We start from the raw sequence: 14126 nt of genomic DNA on the forward strand, positions 1-14126 counted from the left end.
GAATTACAGCTTGATCCAGGTCGCCTTCAGCTCGGTGTACTTCTCCAGCGCATGCAGCGACTTGTCACGGCCGTTGCCCGACTGCTTGAAGCCACCAAACGGTGCGGTCATGTCGCCGCCGTCGTACTGGTTGACCCAGACGCTGCCAGCGCGCACGGCACGGGCGGTCTTGTGGGCCTTGGTGATGTCCGAGGTCCAGATACCGGCGGCCAGGCCATACGGGGTGTCGTTGGCAATGGCGATGGCTTCTTCGGCGGTGTCGAAGGCGATCACCGACAGCACTGGGCCGAAGATTTCTTCCTGGGCGATCTTCATGGCGTTGGTCACGCCGTCGAAGATGGTCGGCTCGACGTAGGTGCCACCGGTTTCTTCCAGGGTGCGCTTGCCACCGGCCAACAGCTTGGCGCCGTCCTTGTGGCCGGCGTCGATGTACGACAGCACGGTGTTCATCTGCTGGGTGTCAACCAAAGCACCGACGGTGGTCTGTGGGTCCAGCGGGTTGCCAGGCTTCCAGCCTTTGAGGGCCTCGACCACCATTGGCAGGAACTTGTCCTTGATCGAACGCTCGACCAGCAGACGGGAACCAGCGGTGCAGACTTCGCCCTGGTTGAAGGCGATGGCGCTGGCGGCAGCTTCAGCGGCGGCTTGCAGGTCCGGGGCGTCGGCGAAGACGATGTTCGGGCTCTTGCCGCCGGCTTCCAGCCAGATGCGCTTCATGTTCGACTCGCCAGCGTAGACCATCAATTGCTTGGCGATCTTGGTGGAGCCGGTGAACACCAGAGTGTCGACGTCCATGTGCAGGGCCAGGGCCTTGCCCACGGTGTGGCCGTAGCCTGGCAGCACGTTCAGCACGCCAGCCGGGATACCGGCTTCGATCGCCAGCTGGGCGATGCGGATGGCGGTCAGCGGGGATTTTTCGGACGGCTTGAGCACCAGCGAGTTGCCGGTAGCCAGGGCCGGGGCGATTTTCCAGCAGGCCATCAGCAGCGGGAAGTTCCAAGGCACGATGGCACCGACCACACCCACAGGCTCACGGGTAACCAGGCCGAGCTGGTCGTGTGGCGTCGGGGCGACTTCGTCGTAGACTTTGTCGATGGCTTCGGCGGTCCAGTGAATGGCTTGCGCCGCGCCTGGCACGTCGATGCTGGAGGAGTCGCCGATCGGCTTGCCCATGTCCAGGGTTTCCAGCAGCGCCAGCTCTTCGACGTTCTTGCGCAGCAGGTCGGCAAAGCGGATCAGCTTGGCTTTGCGCTTGGCCGGGGCCAGTTGCGACCAGACGCCGGAATTGAAGGTGGCGCGGGCGTTTTCCACGGCGCGGTTGGCATCGGCCAGGTCGCAGCTGGCAACCTTGGCCAGGAAGCGTCCGTCGACCGGGCTCAGGCAGTCGAATGTTTCACCGGATGCGGCGTCGGTGTATTCGCCGTTGATGAAGGCACGGCCTTCGATCTTCAGTTGCTGGGCACGTTGTTCCCAGTCCGCACGAGTCAGGGTGGTCATACGAAACTCCTCCTCTTGTTTAGGTGCAACGCCGCACTGAGGACTCACTGGCGTTGTCAGAATTCTGGCCGGGCGACGAGCGCACACGGGCAAGCGATACCCTAAACCAGGCTGAATAAAGTATCAATATATTTGACACGAACGGCCTAAAAGCCTACTGATGTGCATTTTATTAAACAACAACAGGAGCCGCACCATGAGCATCGACAGCATCATCGACTTCGCCCAGGTTCTCACCGAGGCCGAACGCTACCGCCCAGCGGCGGAAAAAATCCTCAAGGGCGAGCCGGACCAGGCTGTCTACAACCACTACTCCAGCCCATGCGGTCAGTTTACCGCAGGTGTCTGGGAAGGTGAGGTGGGGCAATGGACGGTGAGCTACACCGAGCATGAGTATTGCGAGATCGTGCAGGGTGTTTCGGTGCTGCGCGACCAGGATGGCGGGGCCAAGACCCTGCGTGCCGGTGATCGGTTTGTCATCCCGGCAGGCTTCAAGGGCACCTGGGAAGTGCTGGAGCCTTGCCGCAAGATCTACGTGATGTTCGAGCAGAAATGACCTGAGCCCCGCGCAGGCATAAAAAAACCCGCGTCCTTTCGGATGCGGGTTTTTTTCAGGTCGCCGATCAATTACTTGATCTTGGCTTCCTTGTACACCACGTGCTTGCGAACAACCGGATCGTATTTCTTGATCTCGATTTTGTCCGGGGTGGTGCGCTTGTTCTTGTCGGTGGTGTAGAAGTGGCCGGTACCGGCACTCGAAACCAGACGGATCAATTCACGCATGATGTTCTCCCTTAAACCTTGGCGCCAGCTTTACGGATATCAACCAGAACGGCGTCGATGCCGCGCTTGTCGATGATACGCATGCCTTTGGCGGATACGCGCAGACGCACGAAACGCTTCTCGGATTCAACCCAGAAACGGTGGTGCTGCAGGTTCGGCAGGAAACGACGACGGGTTTTGTTGTTTGCGTGGGAAATGTTGTTCCCGGTTACTGGACCCTTACCAGTAACTTGACAGACTCTCGACATGACTCAGCCCTCTAAAACCACATGCCCAACCCGGCATGGGTTGGCCGCTTAATCTCTCAGTCTTTGGCGCCAGGCGCCGTGATTCTGGAGGTCTTATCGACCGGATCCGCTGATGCGACAGGCCGAGCCCCTAGAAAAGAGCGCTGCTTTATACCAGAAAGACTACGCCGCAACAACAGAAGATGAGCATTCGTGTGCTGCAAATGGCGCGCGAGCAGCATAGCGACTCGCCCGCCGCACTGTCGACCGCTCGTCGCCAGGTACCTGAAAAAGAAGGTGGTCATTTCCGAAAACGCGCACTAGGGTAGGACGTTTCCAGACTGCGCCGGCAGATGGGCCATCGACCAGCCAAGGAGCCACCATGCGTGCTGCCGCCCTTTCCTTATTGTTCACCTCCCTGTTTGCCGCAGGCGTTGCCCAGGCCGCCCCATTGAGCGTCTGCACCGAGGCCAGCCCCGAAGGCTTCGATGTGGTCCAGTACAACTCGCTGACCACCACCAACGCTTCGGCCGACGTGCTGATGAACCGCCTGGTCGAGTTCGACGCGAGCCAGGGCAAGGTGGTGCCGAGCCTGGCGCAGAGCTGGACGGTATCGGCCGATGGCCTGACCTACGACTTCAAGCTGCGCGACGGGGTGAAGTTCCACACCACGCCGTACTTCAAGCCCACCCGCGAACTGAACGCCGACGACGTGCTATTCAGCTTCCAGCGCATGCTCTACCCCGCCCACGCCTGGCACAAGACCGCGCCGGGCGGCTACCCGCACGCCCAGTCGCTGCAACTGGGCAGCCTGATCAAGGCGATCGAGGCCCCGGAGCCAAGCACCGTGCGCTTCACCCTGACCCACGCCGACGCCACCTTCCTGGCCACCCTGAGCATGGGCTTCGCCTCGATCTACTCGGCCGAGTACGCCGACAAGCTGCTCAAGGAAGGCAGCCCGGAAAAACTCAACAGCCAGCCGATCGGCACCGGCCCGTTCGTGTTCCAGCGCTTCCAGAAGGACGCCGTGGTGCGCTACCGCGCCAACCCGGACTACTTCGATGGCAAGCCGGCGGTCGACCCGCTGATCTTCGCCATCACCCCCGACGCCAACGTGCGCCTGCAGAAGCTCAAGCGGGGCGAATGCCAGGTGGCCCTGTCGCCCAAGCCGGTAGACATCGCCGAAGCCGGCAAGGACGGCAACCTCAAGGTCGTCACCACCCCGGCGTTCATGACCGCCTTTGTCGCCATCAACAGCGAACACCCGCCGCTGGACAAGCCTGAAGTGCGCCAGGCGATCAACCTGGCCTTCGACAAGCAGGCCTACCTCAAGGCCGTGTTCGAAGACACCGCCACCGCCGCCAACGGCCCCTACCCGCCCAACACCTGGAGCTACGCCAAGGACCTGCCCGGCTACCCGCTGGACCTGACCAAGGCCAAGGCACTGCTGGCCAAGGCTGGCCTGGCTGAAGGCTTCAGCACCACTATCTGGACCCGCCCGTCGGGCAGCCTGCTCAACCCCAACCCGAGCCTGGGGGCACAGATGCTCCAGGCCGACCTGGCGAAGATCGGCATCAAGGCCGAGATCCGCGTGATCGAGTGGGGCGAGCTGATCCGCCGGGCCAAGGCCGGCGAACATGACCTGCTGTTCATGGGCTGGGCCGGCGACAACGGCGATCCGGATAACTTCCTCAGCCCGCAGTTTTCCTGCGCGGCGGTAAAGTCGGGGACCAACTTCGCACGCTTCTGCGATGACCGCCTGGACCAGCTGATCAGTGCCGGGCGCACCACCAACGACCAGAGCGTGCGCAGCCGGCTTTACCAGCAGGCGCAGACCTTGATCCAGCAGCAGGCACTGTGGGTGCCACTGGCGCATCCGACGGCGGCGACGCTGTTGCGCCAGGGGGTCGAGGGGTATCAGGTGAGCCCGTTCGGGCGGCTGGACTTCAGCAAGGTGTCGGCGACCAAGTAAGCCTGTACTGGCCTCTTCGCGGGCTTGCCCGCTCCCACAGGGATCGCATCTATCTTGGGTGCTGTGCAGTCCCTGTGGGAGCGGGCGAGCCCGCGAAGAGGCCGGCACTGGCAGCACAAAGCCCTAAGCTGCAATCCACCCATGCTCGACCATCGACAGCGGCTCCCCGTCGCCGATGATGATGTGATCCAGCACCCGCACGTCGATCAGCCCCAACCCCCGCTTCAGCGACAGCGTCAGGTGCACATCATCCTGGCTCGGCTCGCTGTTGCCCGAAGGATGGTTATGGCACAGGATCAGCGCCGCCGCGTTGTGCTGCAGCGCCCGGCGCACCACTTCGCGCGGGTAGACACTCGCCCGGTCTATCGTGCCCCTGAACAGGATCTCGAACGCCAGCGGCCGGTGCTTGGTATCCAGAAACAGACAGCCGAACACCTCGCTCACTTCATGGCGCAGCATGGACTTCAGATAGCGCCGCACCGCAGCCGGGCTGTCCATGACCGACTCGCGTTCGATAGCCGTGGCCAGGTGCCTGCGCCCGATTTCCAGCAATGCCTGCAACTGGCTGTACCTCACCGGGCCCAGCCCAAGCTCACCGACGAAGGCCTCGCGGTCGGCCTCCAGCAACTGGCGCAAGCCGCCGAACCTCACCAGCAAGCCTCGCGCCAGCTCCACGACATTGCGCCCGCGCACGCCTGAGCCGAGAAACACGGCCAACAACTCAGCATCGGTCAGGCTTCCAGCCCCGCGCTGCAACAGCTTCTCCCTCGGCCGCTCTTCAGCCGGCCACTCCCTGATATTCATCCCTGCTCCCTGCCCTTGCTGCGGCCCGTTTCGGCCCTGTGTTAATCTATTTCGCCTCGTACATGCGACGTTCTGCCGCAGGCATTTTCAAACGTCGCCGCCCGCTCTCACTGGAAAAAGGCAAGCCTATGCAGCGGCTGTATCGCAAGCGCATCGTTCTCGGCGTCGGAGGTGGCATTGCCGCCTATAAAAGCGCAGAGCTGATTCGCCGACTCCTGGAGCACGGCGCGCAGGTGCGCGTCGTCATGACCCGCGGTGGTGCCGAATTCATCACCCCGCTGACCCTGCAGGCGCTGTCCGGCCACCCGGTGCACATGGATCTGCTCGACCCTGCCGCCGAAGCGGCCATGGGCCACATCGAACTGGCCAAGTGGGCCGACCTGGTACTGATCGCCCCGGCCACCGCCGACCTCATGGCGCGCCTGGCCCAAGGCATGGCCGACGACCTGCTGACCACCCTGGTGCTGGCCACCGACGCCACCGTGGCCGTAGCCCCGGCGATGAATCAGGCGATGTGGCGCGACCCGGCCACCCAGGCCAACCTTGAGCTGCTCAAGAGCCGCGGCATCCAGGTGTTCGGCCCGGCCTCGGGCAGCCAGGCCTGTGGCGACGTGGGCCTGGGCCGCATGCTCGAAGCCACCGACCTGGCCTGGTGCGCCGCGGAAAGCTTCAAGCGCCAGGCGCTGACCGGCAAGCACGTGCTGATCACTGCCGGCCCGACCCAGGAAAACATCGACCCGGTGCGTTACATCACCAATCATAGCTCCGGCAAGATGGGCTTCGCCCTGGCCGAGGCAGCCGCCGAAGCCGGTGCTCGGGTGACCCTCGTCACCGGCCCTGTGCACCTGCAGACCCCCGATCGCGTGCAGCGTATCGACGTGGTCAGCGCACGGGACATGCTCGCAGCCTGTGAAGCCGCCATGCCGTGCGACTTGTTCATCGCTTCTGCGGCGGTCGCGGACTACCGCCCAGAAGTGGTCGCCCCGCAAAAGCTCAAGAAGGATCCTACGACCGGCGACGGCATGCTGCTGCAGATGGTGCGCAATCCCGATATCCTTGCCACCCTCGCTGGCCGCACCGACCGCCCGTTCAGTGTCGGCTTCGCCGCCGAGACCGAACACTTGCTCGATTACGCCACGCGCAAGCTCAAGGACAAGAACCTCGACCTGATCGTCGCCAATGATGTGGCCAACCCCAGCATCGGCTTCAACAGCGAGGAAAATGCCCTGACCGTGATCGACCGCCAGCAGCACCAGACCCTCTTCGCGCAGACCAGCAAGGGCAAGATTGCCCGGCAACTGGTCGCCTTCATCGCCGAACGGCTCAATCAGGTTCAATAAGTTACATGCACGCTCTTCAAGCCAAGATCCTCGACCCACGCCTGGGCAGCGAATTCCCGCTGCCGCAATACGCCACCCCGGGTTCCGCCGGCCTCGACCTGCGCGCCCTGCTGAAAGAGGACACCGTCCTCGAGCCGGGCCAGACCCTGCTGATCCCGACCGGCCTGTCGATCTACATCGGCGACCCAGGCCTGGCGGCGATGATCCTGCCGCGCTCGGGCCTGGGCCACAAGCACGGCATCGTGCTCGGCAACCTGGTCGGCCTGATCGACTCGGACTACCAGGGCGAGCTGATGGTGTCGTGCTGGAACCGTGGCAACACGCCGTTCACCATCGCCGTCGGCGAACGCATCGCTCAACTTGTGCTGGTTCCTGTGGTACAAGCACATTTCGACATCGTCGAGAACTTCGACGAGAGCCAACGTGGCACGGGCGGCTTCGGCCATTCCGGCAGCCACTGAGTCGACCAACAACCGTTCAGGCCAAGGATGGCGAACTCTCTGGCGATTCCACCGTCCAAGCGTTCAGTTTGCGCCTGCCCAGAAAAGCCTTTGACTAATGGAGTTTCCCGAGATGAACGACATGGCCCACCTGGTCCCGGCACTGCCGGAAAGCATCTTCCGCGCCTATGACATCCGCGGCGTGGTCGGCAAGACCCTGCACGGCGAAACCGCCTACTGGATCGGCCGCGCCATCGGCGCACAGACCATTGCCCAGGGCGAACCGCAGATTTCCGTTGGCCGCGATGGCCGCCTGTCCGGCCCGATGCTGGTCGAACAGCTGATCCAGGGCCTGGTCGATGCCGGTTGCCAGGTCAGCGACGTCGGCCTGGTGCCGACCCCTGCCCTGTACTACGCCGCCAACGTGCTGGCCGGCAAGTCGGGCGTGATGCTCACCGGCAGCCACAACCCGTCGGACTACAACGGCTTCAAGATCGTCATCGCTGGCGACACCCTGGCCAACGAGCAGATCCAGGCCCTGCTGACCCGCCTGAAGACCAACGACGTGCCACGCGGCGAAGGCAGCGTGCAGCAGGTCGAGATCCTTGATCGTTATTTCCAGCAAATCGTCGGTGACGTGAAGCTGGCGAAGAAGCTCAAGGTCGTGGTGGATTGCGGCAACGGCGCCGCTGGCGTGATCGCACCGCAGCTGATCGAAGCCCTGGGCTGCGACGTCATCCCGCTGTTCTGCGAGGTGGATGGCAACTTCCCCAACCACCACCCGGACCCGGGCAAGCCGGAAAACCTCGAAGACCTGATCGCCAAGGTCAAGGAAACCGGCGCCGACATCGGCCTGGCCTTCGACGGCGACGGTGACCGCGTGGGCGTGGTGACCAACACCGGCAGCATCGTCTACCCTGACCGCCTGCTGATGCTGTTTGCCCTCGACGTGCTGGAGCGCAACCCGGGCGCCGAGATCATCTTCGACGTCAAATGCACCCGCCGCCTGACCCCGCTGATTGAACAGCACGGTGGCCGAGCCCTGATGTGGAAGACCGGCCACTCGCTGATCAAGAAGAAGATGAAGCAGACCGGCTCGCTGCTGGCTGGCGAGATGAGTGGTCACATCTTCATCAAGGAGCGCTGGTACGGTTTCGACGACGGCATCTACAGCGCCGCGCGCCTGCTGGAGATCCTCAGCAAGGCCTCGCAGAACGCCGAAGACCTGTTCGCCGCCTTCCCGAACGATATTTCCACGCCGGAAATCAATATTGATGTGACCGACGAGGGTAAATTCAGCATCATTGATGCACTGCAACGCGACGCCCAGTGGGGCGATGCCAACCTGACCACCATCGACGGTGTGCGGGTCGACTACCCGAAAGGCTGGGGCCTGGTCCGCGCCTCCAACACCACGCCGGTGCTGGTGCTGCGTTTCGAGGCTGAAAGCGCCGCCGAGTTGCAACGTATCAAGGATGTTTTCCGTGCCCAGTTGCTGCGGGTTGCCCCTGAGCTGCAACTGCCGTTCTGACCGACTATCTGTTCCTTACAGGAGCCCTGCATGACCCTCGATCGCGATGCCGCTTCCCATGTAGCCGAGGTTTTGTCCGAAGCACTGCCTTACATTCGCCGCTTTGTCGGCAAGACCCTGGTGATCAAGTACGGCGGCAACGCGATGGAGAGCGAGGAGCTCAAGACCGGCTTTGCCCGTGACATCGTGCTGATGAAGGCCGTGGGTATCAACCCGGTGGTCGTGCACGGTGGCGGCCCGCAGATCGGTGACCTGCTCAAGCGCCTGTCGATCGAGAGCCACTTCATTGATGGCATGCGCGTCACCGACGCCGCAACCATGGACGTGGTGGAAATGGTCCTCGGCGGCCAGGTCAACAAGGACATCGTCAACCTGATCAACCGCCACGGCGGCAGCGCCATCGGCCTGACCGGCAAGGACGCCGAGCTGATTCGTGCGAAGAAGCTCACCGTCACCCGCCAGACCCCGGAGATGACCCAGCCGGAAATCATCGACATCGGTCATGTCGGCGAAGTGGTCAGCGTCAACACCGACCTGCTGAACATGCTGGTGAAAGGTGACTTCATCCCGGTAATCGCGCCGATCGGCGTGGGCGCCAACGGTGAGTCGTACAACATCAACGCCGACCTGGTGGCGGGCAAGGTTGCCGAAGCGCTGAAGGCTGAAAAGCTGATGCTGCTGACCAACATCGCCGGCCTGATGGACAAGCAGGGCCAGGTCCTGACCGGCCTGACCACCGAGCAGGTCAACGAACTGATCGCCGACGGCACCATCTATGGTGGCATGCTGCCGAAGATCAAGTGCGCGCTGGAAGCGGTCCAGGGCGGCGTCAACAGCTCGCACATCGTCGACGGCCGCGTGCCCAACGCAGTGCTGCTGGAGATCTTCACCGACAGCGGCGTCGGCACCCTGATCACCAACCGCAAGCGTCACGCGTAAGCTGCACTGGCAGAAACAAAAAAGGCGACCCTCTCACGAAGGTCGCCTTTTTTCGTTACCGGGCCAGGATCAGATCCCGTACTGCGCCCGGTAAGCCTCGACAGCCGGCAGATGCTGCTTGAGCTGCGGATCGTCGGCCAGGAACTCTAGCACCTGGGTCAGCGAAACGATGCTGACCACCGGGATACCGAAGTCGCGCTCCACTTCCTGGATAGCCGACAGCTCGCCATTGCCGCGCTCTTCGCGGTTCAGCGCGATCAGCACGCCAGCGGCCTTGGCCTGCTGGGCGTTGATGATCTGCATCACTTCGCGAATCGCGGTACCGGCAGTGATCACGTCGTCGATGATCAGCACGTCACCGGCCAGCGGCGCGCCCACCAGGCTGCCGCCTTCGCCGTGATCCTTGGCTTCCTTGCGGTTGAAGCACCACGGCACGTCGAGCTGATGCTGCTCGGCCAGGGCCACGGCGGTGGCCGCCGCCAGGGGGATACCCTTGTAGGCTGGGCCGAACAGCACGTCGAACGGGATCTTGCTGTCGACGATGGCTGCCGCGTAGCAACGGCCCAGTTGCGCAAGGGCGGAACCGGTGTTGAACAGGCCGGCATTGAAGAAATACGGGCTGGTACGCCCCGATTTCAGGGTGAATTCACCGAAGCGCAGCACGCCGCGATCGATGGCAAAACGGATGAAGTCGCGCTGATACGGCTGCATGTAAGGTCCCGGACACCACGGATTTAGCTAAATGGGTTGAGCTCGGGTATCATACACGCACGAGATTTTTGGGGCCATTTATGCGGATCATCAGTGTGAACGTGAATGGCATTCAGGCTGCGGCCGAGCGTGGATTGCTCAGCTGGCTGCAAGCCCAGAATGCCGACGTCATCTGCCTTCAGGATACCCGCGCCTCGGCCTTTGAACTCGACGACCCAGCTTTCCAGCTCGATGGCTATTTCCTTTATGCCTGCGACGCGGAGGTACCCGCCCAAGGTGGCGTGGCACTGTACTCGCGCATGCAGCCCAAGGCAGTCATCACCGGCCTGGGTTTCGAGACAGCCGATCGCTACGGGCGTTATCTGCAAGCAGATTTCGACAAAGTCAGTATTGCCAGCCTGCTGCTGCCTTCGGGTATGAACGGCGACGAAGACTTGAACCAGAAGTTCAAGTTGATGGACGACTTCGCCAAGTACCTGGACAAACAGCGTCGCAAGCGTCGCGAATACATCTATTGCGGCTCGTTCTACGTGGCGCAGCAGAAGCTCGACATCAAGAACTGGCGTGACAGCCAGCAGTCACCGGGCTTCCTGCCGCCAGAGCGGGCGTGGATGGATGCGATCACTGGCGACATGGGCTATGTCGATGCATTGCGCGAAGTCAGCCGTGAAGGCGACCAGTACAGCTGGTGGCCGGACAACGAGCAGGCCGAAATGCTCAACCTGGGCTACCGGTTCGACTACCAGATCCTCACCCCGGGCCTGCGCCGCTTCGTGCGCAATGCCCGCCTGCCGCGTCAGCCGCGCTTCTCCCAGCATGCGCCGCTGATTGTCGACTATGACTGGACGTTGACCATCTAAGAAAAAGGGCCGCGAAAGCGGCCCTTTTTTATTGGATCGGTCGCCAGATGAAGGGGTAGCGGTACGCCTTGCCTTCATTGGCCCTGACTGCCGCCAGGATGATCAAGATCAGCACCGCCAGCATCAGGACCGGGAACAGCACGAGGCCGATGGCCACGAACATCAGGGCGGTACAGACGAACCCGGCAATGGTCACGTTGATCTGAAAATTCAACGCCTCTTTGCCCTGGGCATCGATGAAGGGGTCCTGCTCGCGCTTGAGGTGCCACAGCACCAGCGGGCCCAGCAGGTGCCCGAGGGGCACAACCAGGCCAAGCAGCGCGGAGAGGTGACAGAACATCGCCCATTGCCGGACTTCGGCATTGGGCGGGGTGACCGACAGTTCGGAATCGTTCATGCCCCGCACCTCCTTGGCTGCGATCAGTCGGCCAGAGCGGCCTGCTGCAGTTCGAAGATTTCGCTCATGCCCTTTTGCGCCAGCGCCAGCATGGCGTTGAAGTCTTCAGGCTGGAACGGCGCACCTTCGGCGGTGCCCTGCACTTCGATGAAACCACCGGCGCTGGTCATGACCACGTTGAGGTCGGTTTCCGCAGCGGAGTCTTCCAGGTAGTCCAGGTCGAGCACTGCTTCGCCCTGGTACATGCCCACCGACACGGCAGCGATCATGTGCTTGAGCGGGTTGCCGGCCTTCAGGCCACCGCGCTTCTTGATCACGGCCAGGGCGTCGCACAAGGCGACCATGGCGCCAGTGATCGACGCGGTGCGGGTGCCGCCATCGGCCTGGATCACGTCGCAGTCGATGTACAGGGTGATGTCGCCGAGCTTGCTCATGTCCAGCGCGGCGCGCAGCGAACGGCCGATCAGGCGCTGGATTTCCAGGGTGCGACCACCTTGCTTGCCACGGCTGGCTTCGCGCTGGTTACGCTCGCCGGTGGAACGCGGCAGCATGCCGTACTCGGCAGTCAGCCAACCTTGGCCCTGGCCTTTGAGGAAGCGCGGTACGCCATTTTCGACGCTGACCGTGCAGATGACCTTGGTGTCACCGAACTCGACCAGTACCGACCCTTCGGCGTGCTTGGTGTAGTTGCGGGTGATGCGGATCGAGCGGAGCTGATCGGCGGCGCGACCACTTGGACGTTTCATCTGGGATACCTGTACTGGGACTTTGAATCTGCCCGCCATTATAGAGCCCGTCGCCCCCAGAGGACATGCCTATTGTCGCGCCCCCGGCAGCCTGTCGCCTTTTCCCACTCACTGGCACGCGCTCTGTAACATGGGCGGATTGGGCGCCACGTGCGCACTGCGCTACAATCGCGCGCCTTCAATTCATTTACGCGAGGTACTTCCCATGGTGCACAGCATGACCGCTTTTGCTCGAGTCGAGCGCGCAGGCAGCCAAGGCACCCTGGTCTGGGAACTGCGCTCGGTCAACCACCGTTACCTTGAGCCTCACCTGCGCCTGCCGGACGCCCTGCGCGACCTTGAAGGCGCGGTACGTGAAGGCCTGCGCCAGGGCCTGTCGCGCGGCAAGGTCGAATGCACCCTGCGCCTGCACGAAGACAGCAACGGCAAGCCGCTCAAGGTCGACCGCGAGCGCGCCGCGCAGCTGGTCGCCGCCGCCGAAGAGGTGGCCGGCCTGATCAAGCAGCCAGCCGCGCTCAACCCGCTGGAAGTGCTGTCCTGGCCGGGCGTGCTGGTGGCCGACGCCACTGACCCCCAGGCCCTGAACGCCGAAGCCGTGGCGCTGTTCGACGAGGCCTTGGCCGAACTCAAGGCCGGGCGCCTGCGCGAAGGCCAGGAGCTGGCCCGGCTGATCAACGAACGCCTGGACAACATGGCCACCGAGGTCACCACCCTGCGCGCCCTGGTGCCGCAGATGCTTGCTGCCCAGCGGCAGAAGATCATCGACCGTTTCGGCGACCTCAAGGCCGAGCTCGACCCGCAGCGCCTGGAGCAAGAGATGGTGCTGCTGGCACAGAAGAGCGACGTCGCCGAGGAGCTCGACCGCCTCAGCACTCACGTCAACGAAGTGCGCCGGGTGCTCAAGTCCGGCGGCGCCGCCGGTCGGCGCCTGGATTTCCTGATGCAGGAACTCAACCGAGAAGCCAACACCCTGGGCTCCAAGGCCTTCGACCCACGCAGCACGCAAGCGGCGGTCAACCTGAAGGTGTTGATCGAACAGATGCGTGAACAAGTACAGAACATCGAGTAAGGCCACCCCGACCATGAATCAAAGCAGCGGCACCCTCTACATCGTTTCGGCACCGTCCGGCGCCGGCAAGACCAGCCTGGTCACCGCCCTGATCAAGGCCGACCCGCGCGTCAGCGTCTCGGTCTCGCACACCACCCGCGCCATGCGCCCGGGCGAAGAGCACGGCGTGAACTACCACTTCGTCAGCCATGACGATTTCAAGGGGCTGATCGCCAAGGGTGACTTCCTCGAGCACGCCGAAGTGTTCGGCAATTTCTACGGGACTTCGCGCAGTGCGCTGCAAGAGGTGCTGGACCGGGGCAACGACCTGATCCTGGAGATCGACTGGCAAGGCGCCCAGCAGGTGCGCAAGCTGATGCCCGAGGCACGGTCGGTGTTCATCCTGCCGCCGAGCCAGCAGGCGTTGCGCGAGCGTCTGGATGGCCGTGGCCAGGACAGCGAAGAGATCATCGCCGGACGCATGAAGGAAGCGGTGAGCGAGATGGAGCACTACGACGAATACGAGTACGTCATCATCAACGATGACTTCGCCGTGGCGCTGGAGGAATTGAAAGCGGTGTTCGCAGCCAACCGGTTGGTGCTGAACAAGCAGCAGCAGCGCTACAGCGGGTTGCTGAAAGAACTGCTCGCCTGAAGAACCACTGGGGCTGCTGTGCAGCCCTTCGCGGGCACGCCCGCTCCCACAGGAATATCACTGCCCTTGAGGCTTGTGTTGTACCTGTGGGAGCGGGCGTGCCCGCGAAGGGCTGCACAGCAGCCCCAGTGGTTCTTCAGGCGAGCAGTTCTTTCAGCAACCCGCTGTAGCGCTGC

Annotated in this window: 15 protein-coding genes and 1 pseudogene; 9 read left to right on the forward strand and 7 right to left on the reverse strand. The window is 63.0% G+C overall.

Annotated features, from left to right (window positions below):
• Positions 1–3: 3 nt before the first annotated feature.
• The gene (locus J7573_RS23945; RefSeq protein ID WP_294340821.1) at positions 4–1497 is read right to left on the reverse strand and encodes an aldehyde dehydrogenase; all 1494 of its coding nucleotides are present in this window, start codon (positions 1495–1497) and stop codon (positions 4–6) included.
• Between the two features lie 196 nt (positions 1498–1693).
• Here J7573_RS23945 and J7573_RS23950 point away from each other — a divergent pair, with 196 nt between their 5' ends.
• Positions 1694–2053, forward strand: coding sequence for a cupin domain-containing protein (locus J7573_RS23950; RefSeq protein WP_294340823.1), 360 nt, complete (start codon positions 1694–1696; stop codon positions 2051–2053).
• 71 nt (positions 2054–2124) lie between these two features.
• On the opposite strand, the gene rpmG is transcribed toward J7573_RS23950, so the two are convergent.
• Positions 2125–2280: a 50S ribosomal protein L33 gene (gene rpmG, locus J7573_RS23955; protein ID WP_003253507.1), complete on the reverse strand. Its 156-nt coding sequence runs from the start codon at positions 2278–2280 to the stop codon at positions 2125–2127.
• Between the two features lie 11 nt (positions 2281–2291).
• Complete coding sequence (gene rpmB, locus J7573_RS23960) at positions 2292–2528, reverse strand: 50S ribosomal protein L28 (protein ID WP_003253504.1); 237 nt, start codon at positions 2526–2528, stop codon at positions 2292–2294.
• Positions 2529–2889: 361 nt separating this feature from the next.
• On the opposite strand from rpmB, the gene J7573_RS23965 reads away from it, so the two are divergent.
• On the forward strand, positions 2890–4479 hold the full coding sequence (locus J7573_RS23965; protein ID WP_294340828.1) for an ABC transporter substrate-binding protein: 1590 nt from the start codon (positions 2890–2892) through the stop codon (positions 4477–4479).
• A gap of 123 nt (positions 4480–4602) precedes the next feature.
• Here J7573_RS23965 and radC read toward each other — a convergent pair whose 3' ends face one another.
• Complete coding sequence (radC, locus tag J7573_RS23970; RefSeq protein ID WP_294340830.1) at positions 4603–5283, reverse strand: DNA repair protein RadC; 681 nt, start codon at positions 5281–5283, stop codon at positions 4603–4605.
• Positions 5284–5411: 128 nt separating this feature from the next.
• Here radC and coaBC point away from each other — a divergent pair, with 128 nt between their 5' ends.
• The 4 genes and pseudogenes from coaBC to argB all read left to right on the forward strand — a co-directional run bounded on the left by coaBC (position 5412) and on the right by argB (position 9533).
• Complete coding sequence (coaBC, locus tag J7573_RS23975) at positions 5412–6623, forward strand: bifunctional phosphopantothenoylcysteine decarboxylase/phosphopantothenate--cysteine ligase CoaBC (RefSeq protein ID WP_294340832.1); 1212 nt, start codon at positions 5412–5414, stop codon at positions 6621–6623.
• A gap of 5 nt (positions 6624–6628) precedes the next feature.
• Positions 6629–7084, forward strand: coding sequence for a dUTP diphosphatase (gene dut / locus J7573_RS23980; RefSeq protein WP_027917019.1), 456 nt, complete (start codon positions 6629–6631; stop codon positions 7082–7084).
• A gap of 142 nt (positions 7085–7226) precedes the next feature.
• A pseudogene (locus tag J7573_RS23985) lies at positions 7227–8594 on the forward strand (phosphomannomutase/phosphoglucomutase); the annotation flags it as partial.
• 30 nt (positions 8595–8624) lie between these two features.
• Positions 8625–9533 (forward strand): acetylglutamate kinase, encoded by a 909-nt coding sequence (gene argB / locus J7573_RS23990; protein WP_110639898.1) that lies wholly within the window; start codon positions 8625–8627, stop codon positions 9531–9533.
• A 69-nt stretch (positions 9534–9602) separates the two neighbouring features.
• Here the strand turns inward: argB and pyrE are convergent, their stop codons facing one another.
• On the reverse strand, positions 9603–10244 hold the full coding sequence (gene pyrE / locus J7573_RS23995; protein ID WP_011536401.1) for an orotate phosphoribosyltransferase: 642 nt from the start codon (positions 10242–10244) through the stop codon (positions 9603–9605).
• Between the two features lie 80 nt (positions 10245–10324).
• Here pyrE and J7573_RS24000 point away from each other — a divergent pair, with 80 nt between their 5' ends.
• Entirely contained in the window at positions 10325–11104 is a 780-nt protein-coding gene (locus J7573_RS24000) for an exodeoxyribonuclease III (RefSeq protein WP_008091582.1), read from the forward strand.
• 28 nt (positions 11105–11132) lie between these two features.
• On the opposite strand, the gene J7573_RS24005 is transcribed toward J7573_RS24000, so the two are convergent.
• Entirely contained in the window at positions 11133–11501 is a 369-nt protein-coding gene (locus tag J7573_RS24005) for a DUF4870 domain-containing protein (RefSeq protein WP_294340839.1), read from the reverse strand.
• 23 nt (positions 11502–11524) lie between these two features.
• Positions 11525–12247 (reverse strand): ribonuclease PH, encoded by a 723-nt coding sequence (gene rph, locus J7573_RS24010; RefSeq protein WP_039612336.1) that lies wholly within the window; start codon positions 12245–12247, stop codon positions 11525–11527.
• 205 nt (positions 12248–12452) lie between these two features.
• On the opposite strand from rph, the gene J7573_RS24015 reads away from it, so the two are divergent.
• Positions 12453–13316: a YicC/YloC family endoribonuclease gene (locus J7573_RS24015; RefSeq protein ID WP_294340841.1), complete on the forward strand. Its 864-nt coding sequence runs from the start codon at positions 12453–12455 to the stop codon at positions 13314–13316.
• 13 nt (positions 13317–13329) lie between these two features.
• Positions 13330–13950, forward strand: a complete 621-nt coding sequence (gene gmk, locus J7573_RS24020; protein ID WP_294340843.1) for a guanylate kinase — start codon at positions 13330–13332, stop codon at positions 13948–13950.
• Positions 13951–14126: the final 176 nt, after the last annotated feature.

Origin of the sequence: Pseudomonas sp., assembly GCF_017744435.1 — a bacterium.
Classification (GTDB): Bacteria; Pseudomonadota; Gammaproteobacteria; order Pseudomonadales; family Pseudomonadaceae; genus Aquipseudomonas.

What these genes read in the sequence shown, in the direction of transcription:
- J7573_RS23950 (WP_294340823.1), top strand. Translation starts at nt 1,694, where the DNA reads ATGAGCATCGACAGCATCATCGACTTCGCCCAGGTTCTCACCGAGGCC.
- argB (WP_110639898.1), top strand. Translation starts at nt 8,625, where the DNA reads ATGACCCTCGATCGCGATGCCGCTTCCCATGTAGCCGAGGTTTTGTCC.
- J7573_RS24005 (WP_294340839.1), bottom strand. Translation starts at nt 11,501, where the DNA reads ATGAACGATTCCGAACTGTCGGTCACCCCGCCCAATGCCGAAGTCCGG.
- gmk (WP_294340843.1), top strand. Translation starts at nt 13,330, where the DNA reads ATGAATCAAAGCAGCGGCACCCTCTACATCGTTTCGGCACCGTCCGGC.
- rpmG (WP_003253507.1), bottom strand. Translation starts at nt 2,280, where the DNA reads ATGCGTGAATTGATCCGTCTGGTTTCGAGTGCCGGTACCGGCCACTTC.
- J7573_RS24015 (WP_294340841.1), top strand. Translation starts at nt 12,453, where the DNA reads ATGGTGCACAGCATGACCGCTTTTGCTCGAGTCGAGCGCGCAGGCAGC.
- J7573_RS23965 (WP_294340828.1), top strand. Translation starts at nt 2,890, where the DNA reads ATGCGTGCTGCCGCCCTTTCCTTATTGTTCACCTCCCTGTTTGCCGCA.
- rph (WP_039612336.1), bottom strand. Translation starts at nt 12,247, where the DNA reads ATGAAACGTCCAAGTGGTCGCGCCGCCGATCAGCTCCGCTCGATCCGC.
- J7573_RS23945 (WP_294340821.1), bottom strand. Translation starts at nt 1,497, where the DNA reads ATGACCACCCTGACTCGTGCGGACTGGGAACAACGTGCCCAGCAACTG.
- rpmB (WP_003253504.1), bottom strand. Translation starts at nt 2,528, where the DNA reads ATGTCGAGAGTCTGTCAAGTTACTGGTAAGGGTCCAGTAACCGGGAAC.
- pyrE (WP_011536401.1), bottom strand. Translation starts at nt 10,244, where the DNA reads ATGCAGCCGTATCAGCGCGACTTCATCCGTTTTGCCATCGATCGCGGC.
- coaBC (WP_294340832.1), top strand. Translation starts at nt 5,412, where the DNA reads ATGCAGCGGCTGTATCGCAAGCGCATCGTTCTCGGCGTCGGAGGTGGC.
- J7573_RS24000 (WP_008091582.1), top strand. Translation starts at nt 10,325, where the DNA reads ATGCGGATCATCAGTGTGAACGTGAATGGCATTCAGGCTGCGGCCGAG.
- dut (WP_027917019.1), top strand. Translation starts at nt 6,629, where the DNA reads ATGCACGCTCTTCAAGCCAAGATCCTCGACCCACGCCTGGGCAGCGAA.
- radC (WP_294340830.1), bottom strand. Translation starts at nt 5,283, where the DNA reads ATGAATATCAGGGAGTGGCCGGCTGAAGAGCGGCCGAGGGAGAAGCTG.